At 66.1% G+C, this 15395-nt stretch carries 16 protein-coding genes; 10 read left to right on the forward strand and 6 right to left on the reverse strand.

What is annotated here, in order from left to right:
- Positions 1–13: 13 nt before the first annotated feature.
- Positions 14–946, reverse strand: a complete 933-nt coding sequence (locus tag ACZZZD_RS10725; protein ID WP_463434913.1) for a Gfo/Idh/MocA family protein — start codon at positions 944–946, stop codon at positions 14–16.
- Positions 947–951: 5 nt separating this feature from the next.
- Positions 952–2109 carry a DegT/DnrJ/EryC1/StrS family aminotransferase gene (locus tag ACZZZD_RS10730; protein ID WP_463434915.1) on the reverse strand — a complete coding sequence of 386 codons (1158 nt, stop codon included), beginning with the start codon at positions 2107–2109 and terminating at the stop codon, positions 952–954.
- 174 nt (positions 2110–2283) lie between these two features.
- On the opposite strand from ACZZZD_RS10730, the gene ACZZZD_RS10735 reads away from it, so the two are divergent.
- From ACZZZD_RS10735 to ACZZZD_RS10745, 3 genes are all read left to right on the forward strand, one after another.
- On the forward strand, positions 2284–3363 hold the full coding sequence (locus ACZZZD_RS10735; protein ID WP_463434916.1) for an AGE family epimerase/isomerase: 1080 nt from the start codon (positions 2284–2286) through the stop codon (positions 3361–3363).
- Positions 3360–3869 (forward strand): D-glycero-alpha-D-manno-heptose-1,7-bisphosphate 7-phosphatase, encoded by a 510-nt coding sequence (locus tag ACZZZD_RS10740; RefSeq protein ID WP_463434917.1) that lies wholly within the window; start codon positions 3360–3362, stop codon positions 3867–3869. The genes ACZZZD_RS10735 and ACZZZD_RS10740 overlap by 4 nt, the downstream gene beginning before the upstream one ends.
- Before the next feature lie 63 nt (positions 3870–3932).
- Positions 3933–4814, forward strand: a complete 882-nt coding sequence (locus ACZZZD_RS10745; protein WP_463434919.1) for an alpha/beta fold hydrolase — start codon at positions 3933–3935, stop codon at positions 4812–4814.
- Here the strand turns inward: ACZZZD_RS10745 and ACZZZD_RS10750 are convergent.
- Positions 4811–5785 (reverse strand): ABC transporter ATP-binding protein, encoded by a 975-nt coding sequence (locus ACZZZD_RS10750; protein WP_463434921.1) that lies wholly within the window; start codon positions 5783–5785, stop codon positions 4811–4813. The two genes, ACZZZD_RS10745 and ACZZZD_RS10750, sit on opposite strands and share 4 nt — an antisense overlap.
- Positions 5786–5971: 186 nt before the next feature.
- Between ACZZZD_RS10750 and ACZZZD_RS10755 the strand changes: the two genes are divergently transcribed.
- The 5 genes from ACZZZD_RS10755 to polA all read left to right on the forward strand — a co-directional run bounded on the left by ACZZZD_RS10755 (position 5972) and on the right by polA (position 10671).
- Positions 5972–6265 carry a hypothetical protein gene (locus tag ACZZZD_RS10755; protein ID WP_463434922.1) on the forward strand — a complete coding sequence of 98 codons (294 nt, stop codon included), beginning with the start codon at positions 5972–5974 and terminating at the stop codon, positions 6263–6265.
- 55 nt (positions 6266–6320) lie between these two features.
- Positions 6321–6560, forward strand: coding sequence for a zinc-finger domain-containing protein (locus ACZZZD_RS10760; protein ID WP_463434923.1), 240 nt, complete (start codon positions 6321–6323; stop codon positions 6558–6560).
- 97 nt (positions 6561–6657) lie between these two features.
- The gene (locus ACZZZD_RS10765) at positions 6658–7098 is read left to right on the forward strand and encodes a VOC family protein (RefSeq protein ID WP_463434925.1); all 441 of its coding nucleotides are present in this window, start codon (positions 6658–6660) and stop codon (positions 7096–7098) included.
- Positions 7098–7721: a DUF6655 family protein gene (locus ACZZZD_RS10770; RefSeq protein WP_463434927.1), complete on the forward strand. Its 624-nt coding sequence runs from the start codon at positions 7098–7100 to the stop codon at positions 7719–7721. The genes ACZZZD_RS10765 and ACZZZD_RS10770 overlap by 1 nt, the downstream gene beginning before the upstream one ends.
- A gap of 37 nt (positions 7722–7758) precedes the next feature.
- Positions 7759–10671 carry a DNA polymerase I gene (gene polA, locus ACZZZD_RS10775; RefSeq protein ID WP_463434928.1) on the forward strand — a complete coding sequence of 971 codons (2913 nt, stop codon included), beginning with the start codon at positions 7759–7761 and terminating at the stop codon, positions 10669–10671.
- A 7-nt stretch (positions 10672–10678) separates the two neighbouring features.
- Here the strand turns inward: polA and ACZZZD_RS10780 are convergent, their stop codons facing one another.
- Both ACZZZD_RS10780 and ACZZZD_RS10785 read right to left on the reverse strand, forming a co-directional pair.
- The gene (locus ACZZZD_RS10780) at positions 10679–11833 is read right to left on the reverse strand and encodes a hypothetical protein (RefSeq protein WP_463434929.1); all 1155 of its coding nucleotides are present in this window, start codon (positions 11831–11833) and stop codon (positions 10679–10681) included.
- 101 nt (positions 11834–11934) lie between these two features.
- Positions 11935–14106: a TonB-dependent receptor domain-containing protein gene (locus ACZZZD_RS10785; RefSeq protein ID WP_463434930.1), complete on the reverse strand. Its 2172-nt coding sequence runs from the start codon at positions 14104–14106 to the stop codon at positions 11935–11937.
- A 159-nt stretch (positions 14107–14265) separates the two neighbouring features.
- On the opposite strand from ACZZZD_RS10785, the gene ACZZZD_RS10790 reads away from it, so the two are divergent.
- Both ACZZZD_RS10790 and ACZZZD_RS10795 read left to right on the forward strand, forming a co-directional pair.
- Entirely contained in the window at positions 14266–14469 is a 204-nt protein-coding gene (locus tag ACZZZD_RS10790; protein ID WP_463434931.1) for a twin transmembrane helix small protein, read from the forward strand.
- Between the two features lie 2 nt (positions 14470–14471).
- The gene (locus tag ACZZZD_RS10795; RefSeq protein WP_463434932.1) at positions 14472–15044 is read left to right on the forward strand and encodes a cob(I)yrinic acid a,c-diamide adenosyltransferase; all 573 of its coding nucleotides are present in this window, start codon (positions 14472–14474) and stop codon (positions 15042–15044) included.
- A 3-nt stretch (positions 15045–15047) separates the two neighbouring features.
- On the opposite strand, the gene ACZZZD_RS10800 is transcribed toward ACZZZD_RS10795, so the two are convergent.
- Positions 15048–15392 carry a hypothetical protein gene (locus ACZZZD_RS10800; protein WP_463434934.1) on the reverse strand — a complete coding sequence of 115 codons (345 nt, stop codon included), beginning with the start codon at positions 15390–15392 and terminating at the stop codon, positions 15048–15050.
- Positions 15393–15395: the final 3 nt, after the last annotated feature.

The raw sequence follows: 15395 nt of genomic DNA on the forward strand, positions 1-15395 counted from the left end.
TTTGCGGCGAGAACTAGGCTTCACCCAGGCAGCGTAGAGCGACTTCAAGATTGCGCAGGCCGTCCTCTCCCGTGACCGCCGCCGTTTCGCCGGTGGTGATGGCGCGGGCGAAGGCTTCCAGCTCCTTGCGAAGCGGCTCGGCCGGCCAGCTGTTCAGCATCCGCGTCGAATAAGAGCCGTCGGGCTGCTGGCCGAAATATTCGGTGACCTGGCGGGTGATCAGGTCGGCGACGATGAACTTGGTCTTGGTGGCGACCTGAAGCGTGCGGGTCTTGTAGGGCGTGACCCAGTTGGTGGTGATGTGGGCGATGACGCCATTGTCCAGCCGGAACTGCAGCAGGGCGGTGTCCTCGCGGTCGGCGCGGGTGCGGGCCAACTGAGGCTGGACCTCGGTGATTTCCGAACCCGTCAGATGGCGGATGATGTCGATGTCATGAACGGCCAAGTCGATGACCACGCCGACCTCGCCCATACGGGGCGGGAAGGGGCCGACGCGGGTGATCTGGATGGAGATGATTTCGTCATCGGCGACGGCGCGCTTGACCGTCTCGACCGCTGGATTGAACCGCTCGACCTGACCGACCATCAGGACGCGATCATTGGCCTTGGCGGCGTCGATCATGCGCTGGGCGTCGGCGACGGTGGCGGCGATCGGCTTTTCGACCAGGACGTGGACGCCCTTTTCCAGCAGAGCCACGCCGATCTCGGCATGGAAGCGGTTGGGTGTGGCCACGACGGCGGCGTCCAGGCCGGCGTCGACGAAGGCCTGGGCCGTCGTGACTGGCGCGGCGCCATAGGCGGCGGCGACGCCCTCGGCCGTCACCGCGTCGGGATCGAAGACGGTGGTCAGGTCGAACTCGCGCATTTCCGAGGCGACGCGCGCATGGTTGCGGCCCATGACGCCGACGCCGGCGACGCCGATCTTGAGGACGGGAGTGTTCGGCATCAGGTTCAACCCTTGTAGCTGGCGACGGCGGCGATGACCCGGTCCTGCGTCGCCGCGTCCAGATCGGCGTGCATCGGCAGGCTGAAGACCACGTCCTTCAGACGCTCGGTCACCGGCAGGCCGCCGGCCCCGCGCGGGAAATGCTCATAGGCCGGCTGCAGGTGCAGCGGGATGGGGTAATAGACGGCGGTCGGCACGTCATTGGCCTTCAGATGGGCGATCAGACCGTCGCGGTCGGGGTGTTCGACCGTATATTGCGCCCAGTTGGAGATATTGCCGGCCGGCACGTCCGGCACCTTGGCGACGTGGGGGCGCAGACCTTCGTTGTAGCGTGCGGCTGCTGTGTTGCGCCATTCGATCTCCTGGCCGAAGACCTTCAGCTTCTCGATCAGGACGGCGGCCTGGATGGTGTCCAGACGGCTATTCAGGCCGATGCGCATATTCAGATATTTGGGGTCGTGGTCGAAGGTGCGGTCCTTCAGGTCCACCGCCACGGCCTTGCCGTGGACGCGGACGGAATCGATCAGTTGGGCCAGCTCGTCGTCATTGGTCAGCACCGCCCCGCCGTCGCCGTAGCAGCCCAGCGGCTTGGCCGGGAAGAAGCTGGTGGTGGTGATGTCGGCCCACTTCAGTGGATGCTCGCCATCGATGGTGCAGCCGAACCCTTGCGCCGAATCCGAGATCAGCTTCAGACCATATTTGTCGCAGATGGCCTTGATAGCGGGATAGTCGGCCGGCTGGCCGAATAGATCGACGGCGATGACCACGCGCGGCGTCAGGCGGCCCTCGGCCTTGATTCCCTCGATGGCGCGTTCCAGCGCACCGGGGTCCATGTTGTAGGTGTCGGCGTCCACATCGACGAAGACCGGCTCGGCGTCGAACCATGGCACGACCTCGGCGGTGGCGGCGAAGGTGAAGCTGGGCACGAAGACGGCGTCGCCGCGCCCGATCCCCCAGGCCATCAGCGGCAGGGCCAGGGCGTCGGTGCCATTGGCGCAGCCCAGGGCGTGCTTGGCCTGACCGAAGGCGGCGAGGTCGGCCTCGAACTGACGGACCTGCGGGCCCATCACCCAGGCGCCGCCGACGACGGCCTCCTGGACGGCGGTCTCGATCTTGCCGGCGAGACGCAGGCGCTGGGCCTGAAGGTCGATGAAGGGGATCATGAGGGACGCTCTCCACGGGGGTCGGGCGGCGGCTCGACAGAGACGAGCCGCGAATGTCGGGTCGTCCTAGCAAGATCGCGCGCAGGGGCCAAATCGCGCGGCGTCACTTCGCGTTGCCCTTTGCTACCGCATCCGCCCCTTGGCGCCCGAAGGGATGCGTCCTAATCCAACGCGATGACGTCTCTCGCCGCAGCCCGGACCAGGGTCTCGAACTGGCTGTTCGATCACGCCCTGCCGCTGTGGGGCGAAAGGGGCGTGGACGCGCATGGCCGTTTCTTCGAGCAGCTGGATTTCGACGGGCGGCCCGTCGTCGGCATTCGCCGCCGCACCCGCGTTCAGGCCCGCCAGATTTATGTCTTCTGCGAAGCAGCGGCCTTGGGCTGGGAGTCGGGACGGGTTTTGGCCCAAGCCGGGCTGGATTGCATGATCACTACGGGTCGAAGCGACGACGGTCTTTGGATCGCGGCGACCGACGATGCCGGCGCGGTCGTCGATGCGACACCGGATTTGTATGATCTGGCATTCGTGTTGTTCGCTCTTTCGGCCTCGCATCGGGTGCTGGGCGATCCGCGCGCGCAGCCGTTGGCGATGGAGACGTTGGCGGCCATCGATCAACTGATGGCGTCTCCGCATGGCGGTTGGGAGGAGGCCTTGCCGCCGCGTCTGCCGCGTCGTCAGAATCCTCATATGCATATGCTGGAGGCCATGCTGGCCTGGCAAGCGACGGCTCCTGATCCGGCATTCCAGGCGGCGGCGCAGGTGTCGCTGGACCTCTGTCGGCAGCATTTCCTGATCGATGGCGCAATCCGGGAATATTTCGCCGACGATTGGGTGGCGGACCCGAGCGAGGGTCACGTGATCGAGCCCGGGCATCTGCAAGAATGGGCGTGGCTGCTGAAACAGGCGGGCGATATCGATCCAGGCGTGGCCGAGGGGCTGCATCGCCGCGCGGTGACCCAAGGCCGTCGTGACGGCTTCACGATCCGCGAGATCGACCCGTCCGGCGCGCCGCTCGACACCGGTCGCCGGCTGTGGGCCCAGACCGAAGCCATTCGCACAGGCCTGAGTTTTGGCGACGAGGCCGCCCCTGCACTGATCGCCAAGGTCTTCGACACCCATCTTGCCACCGCTGTGCAGGGCCTGTGGGTGGACAGCTACGATGCTGATGGCCGGTCGCATGACCAGTCCGTACCGGCGTCCAGCCTGTATCACCTGATGACGGCCTTCACCGAAATCCTGAGACACGACGCATGACTGGCGCCCCCGCGGCCTTTCTGGACCGTGATGGGGTCCTGATCGAAGACAGCGGCTATCCGCATCGGCCCGAGGACTTGAAACTGATCCCTGGCGCGGCGGCGGCGGTAAGGCGGATGAACCAGGGCGGCTTTCGCACCGTCATCGTCACCAACCAGTCGGGCGTGGCGCGGGGTTTGTTCAGCGAATCGCAGATGAACGCTTTCAATGATTTGCTGGTCGCGCGGCTGGCCGGGGATGGCGCGATCATCGACGCCGTCTATGCCGCCCCCTTTCACCCCGAAGCGATCAAGGCGCGCTATCGCCACCCTGATCATCCCGATCGCAAGCCCAATCCCGGCATGTTGCTGCGCGCGATCGCCGAGCACGATCTGGACCCGGCGCGGTCCTTTATCATCGGCGACCAGAAACGCGATCTGCAGGCCGGTGAACGAGCGGGCGTGGCGGGGTTTCTGTTCGAGGGTGGCGACCTGGACGCCTTCGTGTGCGACGTGGTCGGCCTCTAAAACCGACCGTCGCATTTCCTCGCCTGGTGAATTACTCTGATCGAAAATCGGAGGAGATCGCCAATGAGCGCGCAACATCCATTCGTAGAACGGCGCTGGACCTCGCCGGATGGCCTCAGCCTGTTCGCGCGCGACTATGCGCCCGGCCCCGGCGTCGCGCGTCCGCCGGTCATCGCCATTCACGGCCTGACCCGCAACAGCGCCGATTTCGAAACCATTGCGCCCCTATTGGCCCAGAGCGGGCGGCGGGTGCTGGCGGTGGATGTGCGCGGGCGCGGTCGGTCCGATCGTGCGCCCGATCCGATGACCTACATGCCGGATGTGTATGCGCGCGACACGCTGGCGCTGATGGAGCAGGCAGGCATCGACCGTGCCATCTTCCTCGGCACCTCGATGGGCGGGCTGATCACCATGGCGCTGACGGCGATCAAGCCCAAGGCGGTGGTCGCGGCGATCCTGAACGACATCGGGCCGGAAGTCGCGCCCGAGGGGCTAGCGCGCATCGCCGCCTATAGCGGCCAGCCGGTCGAGATCGGGTCGTGGGCCGATGCGGCGGCCTATGCCCGGCGGATCAACGCCGCCGCCTTTCCCCATTATTCGGATGCCGACTGGGATGCTTTCGCGCGGCGCATCTTTCGTCAGCAGCCGGACGGGGAGATCGGGCTGGACTATGACCCCGACATCGCCGTGCCGATCCGCGCGGCGGGCGCCAAGGCGCTGGTTCCGAACCTGTGGCCTTACTTTCGGCGGCTGGCGCGGAAAAAGCCGACGCTGCTGGTGCGCGGCGCGAACTCGGATCTGCTGAGCGCCGACATCGCCGGGCGAATGAAGAAGGCCGCGCCGGCCATGGCCTATGTCGAGGTGCCCGGCATCGGCCACGCCCCCATGCTGGACGAGCCGGAGGCAAAGGCGGCGATCTTCGAGTTCCTGTCCGAGGTCGACTAGTCCTTGGTTGGATCGACCCGCGACGCATCCCCATAGGTCAGGGCCAGGAAGACGTCTTCCAGGTCCGGGTCTTCGGTGGTGATGTCGGCGATGGTGACACCGGCGGCGCGGACAGCGTTGATGACCTGTTCCACCGATGACTGCCCCTTCTTGTAGGTTACGGCGAAGGCGCCGCCCGGACGGGGCGTGACCTGGAAGCCGTCAAGAATGGGCGGAGTTATCTGCGGCGTCTCTGGGGTCACGACCACATTGCGGCTGTCCAGACGACGCAGAAGCTGCGGCGTCGGTTCGCAGGCCACGACCTCGCCGTGGTTGACGATGGCGATGGTGTCGCAGAGCTCCTGCGCTTCTTCGAGGTAGTGGGTGGTCAGGACGATGGTCACCCCCTCCTCGTTGATGCGGCGGACATAGGCCCACAGCTGGCGACGCAGCTCGACGTCCACGCCTGCGGTCGGTTCGTCCAGGATCAGGATGGGGGGATTGTGGACCAGGGCCTTGGCCACCATCAGGCGACGTTTCATGCCGCCGGACAGGGCGCGAACATAGGCGTTGGCCTTGTCCGATAGGCCTAGCGCCGCCAGCAGTTCGTCCGAACGGCGCTCGTTACTGGGCACGCCATAGAAGCCAGCCTGAACTTCCAGCGATTCGCGCGGGGTGAAGAAGACGTCGGCGACGATTTCCTGCGGCACGACGCCCAGGGCAGCTGCGGCGTCGCGCGGCTCCTTGTCGATGTCGCGACCCCAGATCTTTACCGACCCTTCGGATTTCTTCACCACCCCGGCCAAGATGTTGATCAGGGTCGACTTGCCGGCGCCGTTCGGACCCAGCAGGCCGAAGACCGCGCCGCGGGGAATGACCAGATCGACGCCGCGCAGGGCCGTCTTGGGCGCGGCCTTCTTGGACCCGGCATAGGTCTTCTTCAGCCCGTGCACCTCAATGGCGTTGTCGGGCAGGGCGGGGGTCTCTGACATGATCGGCTATTCACTCGGGGCGGGACGGCGAGCGGCATAGGTAGGGCGCGCGGTTGCATTCGCCAACCTGTCCCACGGCGGCGATGCGACAAACGTGCCTGTCCTTGTGTCAATGGTGCTTGACTAGCGTGCTTATTGTGTCCAGTTTGCTTGTCATAAAGACAACCGCACTTGATGGAGAACCCAATGACCGCCGTTCAAAAATCCAAGACGCCCCTGACCCGCACCCGCCTGATCGGCTTCGTCGCCATGGGCGTCTGCGCCATCGGCTATGTGGGTGGTGGACTGGCGCTATTGGCGGGCAAGGCCGACCAGATCGACATGACGCATGCAGCCATCGCCGGCGCCTCCTTGCTGCTCATCGGCGAAGTTGGCCTGTGGGTCGGCGCCGCCTGCCTGGGTCTGACGCTGTTCAAGAAGCGCAAGGCGATGCTGAACCGTCTTCTCGGCCGTCGTCCGGCGGCGCCCACCGAGGTTTGACCTTCGGGGCAGGTCCGCCTAGGAAGCGCGCAAGCCTTTCAGACCGGACCGGACCATGCCCCCCCGCCATTCCGACGCCATCATCCCGCCGCCCGAAGAGGTCGTCGTCTCCACCAAGCGTGTGGCCTGCGACGGCGGCGGCGGCGCTCTGGGTCACCCGCTGGTCTATATGGACATGGGTGAGGACGACTTCATCGAGTGCGGCTATTGCGACCGGCGCTTCGTGCTGTCGGCCCATCCGCACGACGAGAACGAATACCTGAGCCCGGCGGCCCGCGCGCCCGAGGCCCACTGAGCCCAAGTGCCACTGAGTTCGTAACCTCAGTTCAGTCGCGGTGTGACGGCGCCCGGGTCTATACACCGCTGACACCCCGTTCGGACGGAGACGAGCCTTGCGCTATCTGCACACCATGGTCCGGGTAAAGGACATCGACGCCTCGCTGCATTTCTACTGCGACCTGCTGGGTCTGCAGGAGGTGCGGCGCACCGAGAACGAGGCGGGGCGGTTCACCCTGGTCTTCCTCGCCGCGCCCAAGAACCTGGCGCAGTCGGCGGCGGAACGCTGTCCCGAGGTGGAGCTGACCTTCAACTGGAACCCGGAAGAGTATCAGGGCGGCCGCAACTTCGGCCACCTGGCCTATAAGGTCGACGACATCTACGCCGCCTGCCAGACGCTGATGGACGGCGGGGTGACGATCAACCGCCCGCCGCGCGACGGCAATATGGCCTTCGTGCGCTCGCCTGACGGCATCTCCATCGAATTGCTGCAGGAAGGCGCGCCGCTGGCGCCGGCCGAGCCCTGGGTCTCGATGCCCAATACCGGAACATGGTGATGCGCGCAGGGCAGGGGCTTTCGCTGGCCTTGGCGGCCCTGGCCTTGACTCTATCGGCCTGCGCTTCGACCACCGAGAGCAATACAGGGCGCACGGCGACGGAACAGCTGCTGCTGGCGCGCGCCTCGGACAAGGCGATCGAGGGCATGGTCCTGCCGTTGCCGCTGGGAGCGTCGGTCTTCGTCGACGACGCCTATTTCCAGGGCGAGGGCACCCGCTATGCCGTCAGCGCCCTTCGAGGCGCGATCTCGGACGCCGGTTTCAGCCTGGCCCGCAACAAGGACGAGGCGAACGCGGTATTTGAAATCCGCGCCGGCGCCCTGTCGCTGGAGCAGATGCGGCGCGTGTTCGGCATTCCCGAGATGCGGATCCCGATCAACGAGACGCTCAACGTCGTCTCCCTGCCGGAACTGTCCGTCTACAGCCACCGCGACCGGGTCGGCGTCGCGGAGTTTTCCGGCTTTCTCTACGAGGCCAAGACCGGCGCGCCGCTGGGCGCCATTGTGCCGATGATCGGCACCTATCGCATCCGCAGCCACAAGGCCTTCATGGTCGTGGCATGGGGTCAGCAACAGGCCCAGCCGGGTCAACGTGATCCCGGATCGAGCTGGACCGAATTCTGACGCTGACGTGGGGGCTTTCGACCCCTATGTTCCAGCTATGACCGAGACTGCCGCGCCCGAAACCATCGAGACCCAACGTCCCCTCACGCAGGACGGCCCTGCGTTGCGGCTGTGGATGATCGACGCCTCGGCTTACATTTTCCGCGCCTATCACGCTCTGCCGCCGCTGACGCGCAAGTCGGACGGCCTGCCGGTGGGGGCGGTCCAGGGCTACTGCAACATGTTGTGGAAGCTGCTGAAGGACATGAAGGGCGCCGATGGCCCGACGCATCTGGTGGCCATCTTCGACCATTCGGAAAAGACATTCCGCAACACCCTGTACGACCAGTACAAGGCCCACCGTCCGCCGCCGCCCGAGGATTTGATCCCGCAGTTTCCGCTGGTGCGCGAGGCGACGGCGGCGTTCGGCGTCCATTGCGTCGAACTGCCCGGCTATGAGGCCGACGACCTGATCGCCACATACGCCTGCAAGGCGCGCGATGCGGGAGGCGAGGCGGTGATCGTCTCGTCGGACAAGGATCTGATGCAGCTGATCGGCGGCGGCGTCGTGATGTGGGATCCGATGAAGGATCGGCGTCTGGCCGAGGCCGAGGTGTTCGAGAAGTTCGGGGTCGGGCCCGAGAAGATGGTCGATCTTCAGGCCCTGATCGGCGACAGCGTCGATAATGTGCCCGGCGCCCCCGGCATTGGACCGAAGACGGCGGCGCAGTTGCTGGACGAATACGGCGATCTGGACACCCTGCTGGCCAACGCTGGCGAGATCAAACAGCCCAAGCGGCGCGAGACCCTGATCGCATTCGCCGATCAGATTCGACTGTCGCGCGAGCTGGTGCGCCTGACCTGCGATGCGCCGGCGCCCGAGCTGATCGACGACTTCGCCGTGCGCGATCCCGATCCCGCGACCCTGTCGGCCTTCCTGGAGACGATGGAGTTCCGCTCGCTGCAGCGCCGCGTCGGCGACGGCAAGGCCGGCCCCAGCGACGTCTCGGCCTTTGCGCCCAAGCGCGCGCCGAACCTGAACGCCCCCGTCTCCACGCCGCGTTACGGACAGGTCGTGGAAGGCCCGTCCGAAGTCCAGACTTTCGACCACACCGTCTATGAATGCGTTCAGACCGAAGAAGCGCTGGACCGTTGGATCGCGCGGGCGACCGAGGTCGGCGTCGTCGGTTTCGACACCGAGACCGACGCCCTGTCGGCGACCCATGCGGGCCTGTGCGGCGTGTCGCTGGCGGTGGGGCCGAACGAGGCCTGCTACATCCCCCTGACGCACGAGCATGAGCCGCAGGCGAACGACGGCGGCCTGTTCGGAGAGCCAGGCGAGGCGCGCGAGCCGATCCGTCAGCTGGACAAGCCCACGACCCTGGCGAAGCTGAAGACGCTGCTGGAAGACCCGTCGATCCTAAAGGTGTTGCAGAACGCCAAATACGACATCGCCGTCATGGCGCGCCGCGGCATTCGCGTCGCGCCTTATGACGACACCATGCTGATCTCCTACGTGCTGGAGGGCGGGATGCACGGGCATGGCATGGACGAGCTGTCGCGCCTGCACCTCGGCCACGAACCCATCCCGTTCAAGCGGGTGGCGGGGACCGGCAAGAGCCAGAAATCCTTCAAGCACGTCGCCCTGGAACCGGCGGCGGAATATGCGGCCGAAGACGCCGACGTGACGCTGCGCCTATGGCGCATCCTCAAGCCGCGACTGGCGCGCGAGGGGCTGTCCACCGTCTATGAGACGCTGGAGCGCGGCATGCCGACGGTGCTGGCGGACATGGAGCTGAACGGCGTCCGCATCGATCCCGACCGGTTGAAGCGGCTGTCCAGCGAGTTCGGTCTGCGTATGGCCGAACTGGAGGCCCAAGCCCACGAGATCGCCGGACGGCCCTTCAACATCGGCTCGCCGCGCCAGATCGGCGAGATCCTGTTCGGCGAACTGAACCTGCCGGGCGGCAAGAAGACCGCCTCGGGCCAATGGGGCACGGACGCCAGCGTGCTGGAGGAGCTGGCGCTCAGCCACGACCTGCCGCGCGTCCTGCTGGACTGGCGCCAGCTGTCCAAGCTGAAGGGCACCTATACCGACGCCCTGACCGCCGCGGCGGACCCCGCGACCGACCGCGTCCACACCAGCTATCAGCTCGCCGCCGCCACCACCGGCCGTCTGGCGTCCAGCGATCCCAATCTGCAGAACATCCCGATCCGCACCGAGACCGGCCGCGAAATCCGCCAGGCCTTCATCGCCGCGCCCGGCAATGTCCTGATCAGCGCGGACTACAGCCAGATCGAACTGCGCCTGCTGGCCCATATCGGTGACATTCCCGAGCTGAAGCGCGCCTTCAAGGCCGGGCTGGACATTCACGCCGCCACCGCGAGCGAGATGTTTGGCGTCCCTGTCGAAGGCATGCCGTCCGAGACGCGGCGCCGCGCCAAGGCCATCAACTTCGGCATCGTCTACGGCATCTCGGCCTTCGGCCTGGCCAACCAGCTGGGCATCGATCAGGGCGAGGCCGGGGCCTATATCAAGACCTACTTCGAACGCTTCCCCGGCATCCGCGCCTATATGGACAAGACCAAGGCCGAGGTGCGCCAGTCCGGCTTCGTCTCCACCGTCTTCGGCCGCCGCATCCATATCCCCGCCATCCATTCGAAGTCGGGCGCCGAACGCCAGTTCGGCGAGCGCGCCGCCATCAACGCCCCGATCCAGGGCGCCGCCGCCGACATCATCCGCCGCGCCATGATCCGCATGCCCACCGCCCTGACCGAGGCCGGGCTGACGACGCGCATGCTCCTCCAGGTTCACGACGAACTGGTCTTCGAAGCCCCCGAAGCCGAAGCCGACCGCGCCATCGTCGTCATCAAGCAGGTGATGGAGAATGCGTCGGACCCGGCTGTGGCCCTGACCGTGCCGCTGGTGGTGGATGCGCGCGCGGCGTCGAACTGGGACGCCGCGCACTGACGAGGCGTCAGGCCGCCATCATACCGATGTCGTCGGGGACTTCGCCGCGGCCCAGAAGGCCGGTTTCGAAATCCATGAAGATGTCCATCAGCTCTTCGACGTTTACCGGCGCGGCGCCGGGGCCGAAGCGGAAGCGCCAGTAGCTGACGATGTGCTGGACGGCGCCGAGCTGGTCGCCCAGCTTGGCGAACATCGAGGGGGCGTCCAGCAGGAAGTCGCGGAAGGCGGTGGGGCGGCCCTCTTGCGTCAGCTTAGCGTAGGCGTCGTCATAGATGCGCAGGGTGCGGCTGACCTCGTCGCAGGTCTTGATGATGCGACCACGCAGGACGTCGCGGCTGCGGGCCAGATATTCCTTGGCGGCGCGGTCGACCTTGCCGACGGGCTTGATGGTGCGCACGGCCTCGGCGACGCCGGCGACCTCGCCCAGCAGGGCGGCCAGCGTCCACTTGTAATAGAGGAAGCCCTTCCAGCAGAAGACGCCCTCCTGATACTGCTCCGGCGCCAGGCGCAGGGTCAGACGCAGGGCGTCCAGCTGGTCGCCCGGCGTGTTGGACAGGATTTTGGACGCCATCCGCCCCGCCGAATCGGAGTTCACAGCGACCGTGTCTGGGCCCAGGCTGAGGGTCACCAGCGGCTCGATCTCGCTGCGGACGAAGGCCAGCATGCGTTGCAGATCGCTGTCGCTGATCGAAAAATAGCAGGGCGAGGGGTCCAGACCGCCGCGCCGCAACTGCTCGCGCAGCAGGAAGGGATCCAGCGACGGCAGCTTGTCGATCAGGCGAAGGGTCTCGATGTCGGGATGGGTGGCGGCGACGCCGAACGCCTCCATCATCATCCGCTCGAACCCGATCTGATTGACGAAGACATAGCGCCCGCCGGTCTTCAGGTCCGCGTCGTCGATGGGGATGACCACCTTGGTGGCGACCTGGCGACGGCCGGTGAACAGGTCGGTCTCGTTGCGACGCAGCCGGTGCTTGATGATCAGGGCGCGGTTCAGGGCCGGGGTGCGGAAGATCGGACGCGCCGCCCAGTCGGGATTGCGCACGGCGCCGTCGGCGGAGCTGTCGCCATTCTCTTCCCATACCCGCAGCAGGTTCAGCACGCGGGCGGTAGAGGCCGAGCTCTTGAGATGTTCGAGATTGCGGACGGCGCGATCGGTCATGTCGCGCAGATTGCACCCGCAATGGTGACCAAATGGCTTAGTTTGGCACAAAAGAACGGGGTTCGACAAAGCGACCCCGTCCCATCGTTCAGATCGAGGGTTCAGAAGGCGGCGGTCACCGAGATCCAGAGGCGGCGAGGCTCCTGATTGTTGGCGAACTCGGGCGCATAGGCGACCGGGGCGCCGTAGGGCAGCAGGCTGACGAAGCCCTTGTCGAACACATTATAGACCACGGCATTGACCGTCAGATTTTCGTCGATGCGGTAGGCGCCGCCGAGGTGGAACAGGCTGTAGGCGCCATAGTCGCCCAGCGCCGTCTGGGCCGCGCCTTCGCCGCGATAGCGGGCCGAACGGTATTCGCCGCGCAGCCAAAGGTTCATCCGCTCGGTGGCGTTCCAGCGCAGGTTGGCGTTGACCATGTGCTCGGGCGTGTCGGTCAGGGGCTGGCCCACGTCCGCGCCCGACTTCTGCTCGCTGTCGGTGAAGGTGTAGTTGCCCTGAAGCGTCCACGCGTCGTTGAAGCGGAACCGGGCGGTGGCCTCGAGGCCTTGCGTGACCGCCTCGTCGATATTGATGCTCTGACCGAAGGTGGCGACGGTCGAGATATAGGCCGTGTAGAAGCCCACGTCATAGCAGCCCGACGTATTGTAGCCTCCAGCCGCATACTGTTCGGGGGTCAGGCCAAACACGCAGTTGGCGATGGGCACGCCGGTGGCGATCTTGTCGTCGAACTGGTTGTGGAAGACGGTGATGCCAGCGCGCAGGCGGTCATGGTCGTCATAAAGAACCGCGAACTCGGTCGAGGTCGAGGTTTCCGGCATCAGACCCGGGCTGCCCAGCAAGGGCAGGCGGCCCTGGGCGCCGAAGCCGTTGATGCCCGACGCCAGTTGTTCCAGGCGCGGGGTCTTGAAGCCCTGGCTGACGCCGCCCTTGACGGTCCACACATCGGTCGGGTTCCACACCAGATAGGCGCGTGGGCTGAAGTGCGAGCCGAAGGTCGAGTGATCGTCGTGACGCGCCCCGACCGTCAGGGCCAGGGTGTCGGTGAAGCGCCACTCGTCTTCGGCGAAGACGGCCCATTGGGTATGGTTGAATGTGCCCGACACCACGCCGTCGGTCATCTCGGCTTCCCAGTGCTGGCCGCCGACGGTGAAGGTGTGGTTGCGCCATTGCGAAAACAGCTTGGTGTCGAAGATGCGGTTCTCACTCTCCAGATCGCGCGGACTGCCGGCGCCGGCGACGCCGTTGGGGATGATCCGGCCCTTGGTCTCGGTCGTTGCGATCGAATAGTTGGATTCCAGCGTGCCGAACGGCAGGCGCCAGTTATGGGCGATGGCGATCTGGTCGCGGTTGAACTCCAGGAACTTGTCGTAGCCGCCGGCGGTGGTGGCCGTGCCCATCTGGCCTTTCGAGTTGTCGTACCACTGGCGGCCGACATCGGCGTCGATCCACAGGTCGTGGTCGGGGTGCAGGTTGAAGGCCAGGCGGGCGCCGGCCGACCAGATTTCGTTGGCGGTGGAGCTGCGGCCGAAACCTGTGACCGGGGTTTCCGCACCGGCGACGTTTTCGAACGTCAGGCGCGACTGTTCGCGTTCCGAACGCGAGCCGCGGATCGACAGTCCGACGCGGTCCTTGATCAGAGGTCCGGCCAGATAGACATCGCCGCCGCGGATCGGACCGAACTCATCATCGCCCTGGATCGTGTAATGGGCGCTGGCCGAGCCGTGCCATTCGTCGCCGATCTTGCGGGTGATGATGTTGACCACCCCGCCCATGGCGTCCGAGCCGTAAAGGGTGGAGACGGGGCCGCGCACGACCTCGACCCGTTCGATGGCCGAGACGGGGGGCAGGAAGCTGTTGGACGTCTCGCCGAAGCCATTGGGCGTCACGCTGCCGGCCGTGTTCTGGCGGCGACCGTCGATCAGGATCAGCGTGTAGTCCGAGCCCATGCCACGGATGTTGATGGTCTGGCCGCCTGTCTTGCCGACGGCGGCGCCGGTATCGACGCCTTCGACATTGTTCAGGATCTCGGCGAGGGAGACGGCGCGGACCTCTTCGATCTCGGCGCGGGGAATGACGCTGATCGAGGCAGGGGCCTGGTTGATGCGCTGTTCGAAGCCCGAGGCGGTGACGACGATCTCGCCCAGCTCGGCCGTCTGCGTCGCCTGTCCGGCCGTGACCGGCTGAACGGTCTCCGCCAAGGCTGCGCCCGAGGTCAGGCCGAAAGCGCAGGAAGCGCCGGCCAACAGGCGAGCGCGGGTCGAGAAGGTCATGATCGGAATAGCCCCTGATATTTGCGAGCGCCTCTCAACAGCATTCGCAACCACACTCCAAGGGGGGTGCGCCCATCGGTCGCAAGCGGCGCCGTATCGCGAGGGCCGGCGGGTGGGCGCCGCTGGCGTGTTGCAGCGATCCGGGTCTAGAACGACGGCATGCAGATCTTCGACATCCTGATCATCGTCGCCATCGCCGCCGTGACGATCACTCTGGGCTTTGGCCTCTATTCCCTGTTTCGGGGCGGGGACTATGCGCGGACCAACTCCAACAAGCTGATGCGGCTGCGCGTCGGGCTTCAGGCCCTTGCCGTGCTGCTGCTGGTCTTCGGCATGATGTGGAAGGCGACGCAAGGGGCCTGATCATGGTGACGCTGAACAAGATCTACACGCGGACCGGCGACGAAGGCCGCACGCGCCTAGCGTCCGGCGCGCCGGTGTCCAAGACCGACGCTCGCGTCGAGGCCTATGGCGCCGTCGACGAACTGAACGCGATCATTGGGGTTGCGCGGCTGAACAGCGGTCAGAACGACCGGATCGACGCCATGCTGGGCCGCATCCAGAACGAACTGTTCGACCTGGGCGCTGACCTGGCCACGCCGTTGGATCCGCCCCCGGCCTGGGAGGCGCTACGGATCATCGATACCCAGGTCGCGCGGCTGGAGCAGGAAATCGACTGGATGAACGAGAGCCTCAAGGCGCTCGACAGCTTCATCCTGCCGGGCGGCGCGCCGCTGTCGGCGCATCTGCATGTCGCGCGCACTGTCTGCCGCCGGGCGGAACGCGAGGCCGTGCGGCTGATCGAAAGCGGCGAGGCGGTGAATGTCGAGGCTGTAAAATATCTGAACCGGCTGTCGGATCATCTGTTCGTCGCCGCACGTCGCGCCAATGCCAACGGCGCCAGCGACGTGAAATGGAAGCCGGGCGCGACCCGTTAGTCGCTAGGCCGCCGGCCGTGCGGCCGCCAGGGCCGCCTTCTGGCGTTCGACCTCGGCGGCGCGGGCGCGGCCCTCGGCGGCGAGTTCCTGTTCGATGCGGACCAGTTCGCGGTTCTTCTCGGCTGAGGCTTCCTCGCGCGACACGCCGTTGGGACGGCCCGTGATCTGGGCGATGGAGATCGGTTGGGCGCAGATACGGCTATCCATATCGTACCACTTGCCCGCCGCTTCGCACCGCTTGCCCGGCGCGACCCAATAATCCTGCAGGACGAAAATCCCCACGATGGCGACGCCGAACAGGCCGAAGAAAATCATCGCCAGGCGGGGAAAGGTCAGGAAACGCTTCATCTC

Source organism: Brevundimonas sp. AC546 (genome assembly GCF_979258305.1).

What these genes read in the sequence shown, in the direction of transcription:
- ACZZZD_RS10795 (WP_463434932.1), top strand. Translation starts at nt 14,472, where the DNA reads ATGGTGACGCTGAACAAGATCTACACGCGGACCGGCGACGAAGGCCGC.
- ACZZZD_RS10730 (WP_463434915.1), bottom strand. Translation starts at nt 2,109, where the DNA reads ATGATCCCCTTCATCGACCTTCAGGCCCAGCGCCTGCGTCTCGCCGGC.
- ACZZZD_RS10770 (WP_463434927.1), top strand. Translation starts at nt 7,098, where the DNA reads ATGCGCGCAGGGCAGGGGCTTTCGCTGGCCTTGGCGGCCCTGGCCTTG.
- ACZZZD_RS10740 (WP_463434917.1), top strand. Translation starts at nt 3,360, where the DNA reads ATGACTGGCGCCCCCGCGGCCTTTCTGGACCGTGATGGGGTCCTGATC.
- ACZZZD_RS10755 (WP_463434922.1), top strand. Translation starts at nt 5,972, where the DNA reads ATGACCGCCGTTCAAAAATCCAAGACGCCCCTGACCCGCACCCGCCTG.
- ACZZZD_RS10750 (WP_463434921.1), bottom strand. Translation starts at nt 5,785, where the DNA reads ATGTCAGAGACCCCCGCCCTGCCCGACAACGCCATTGAGGTGCACGGG.
- ACZZZD_RS10780 (WP_463434929.1), bottom strand. Translation starts at nt 11,833, where the DNA reads ATGACCGATCGCGCCGTCCGCAATCTCGAACATCTCAAGAGCTCGGCC.
- ACZZZD_RS10725 (WP_463434913.1), bottom strand. Translation starts at nt 946, where the DNA reads ATGCCGAACACTCCCGTCCTCAAGATCGGCGTCGCCGGCGTCGGCGTC.
- polA (WP_463434928.1), top strand. Translation starts at nt 7,759, where the DNA reads ATGACCGAGACTGCCGCGCCCGAAACCATCGAGACCCAACGTCCCCTC.
- ACZZZD_RS10735 (WP_463434916.1), top strand. Translation starts at nt 2,284, where the DNA reads ATGACGTCTCTCGCCGCAGCCCGGACCAGGGTCTCGAACTGGCTGTTC.
- ACZZZD_RS10760 (WP_463434923.1), top strand. Translation starts at nt 6,321, where the DNA reads ATGCCCCCCCGCCATTCCGACGCCATCATCCCGCCGCCCGAAGAGGTC.
- ACZZZD_RS10745 (WP_463434919.1), top strand. Translation starts at nt 3,933, where the DNA reads ATGAGCGCGCAACATCCATTCGTAGAACGGCGCTGGACCTCGCCGGAT.
- ACZZZD_RS10800 (WP_463434934.1), bottom strand. Translation starts at nt 15,392, where the DNA reads ATGAAGCGTTTCCTGACCTTTCCCCGCCTGGCGATGATTTTCTTCGGC.
- ACZZZD_RS10785 (WP_463434930.1), bottom strand. Translation starts at nt 14,106, where the DNA reads ATGACCTTCTCGACCCGCGCTCGCCTGTTGGCCGGCGCTTCCTGCGCT.
- ACZZZD_RS10790 (WP_463434931.1), top strand. Translation starts at nt 14,266, where the DNA reads ATGCAGATCTTCGACATCCTGATCATCGTCGCCATCGCCGCCGTGACG.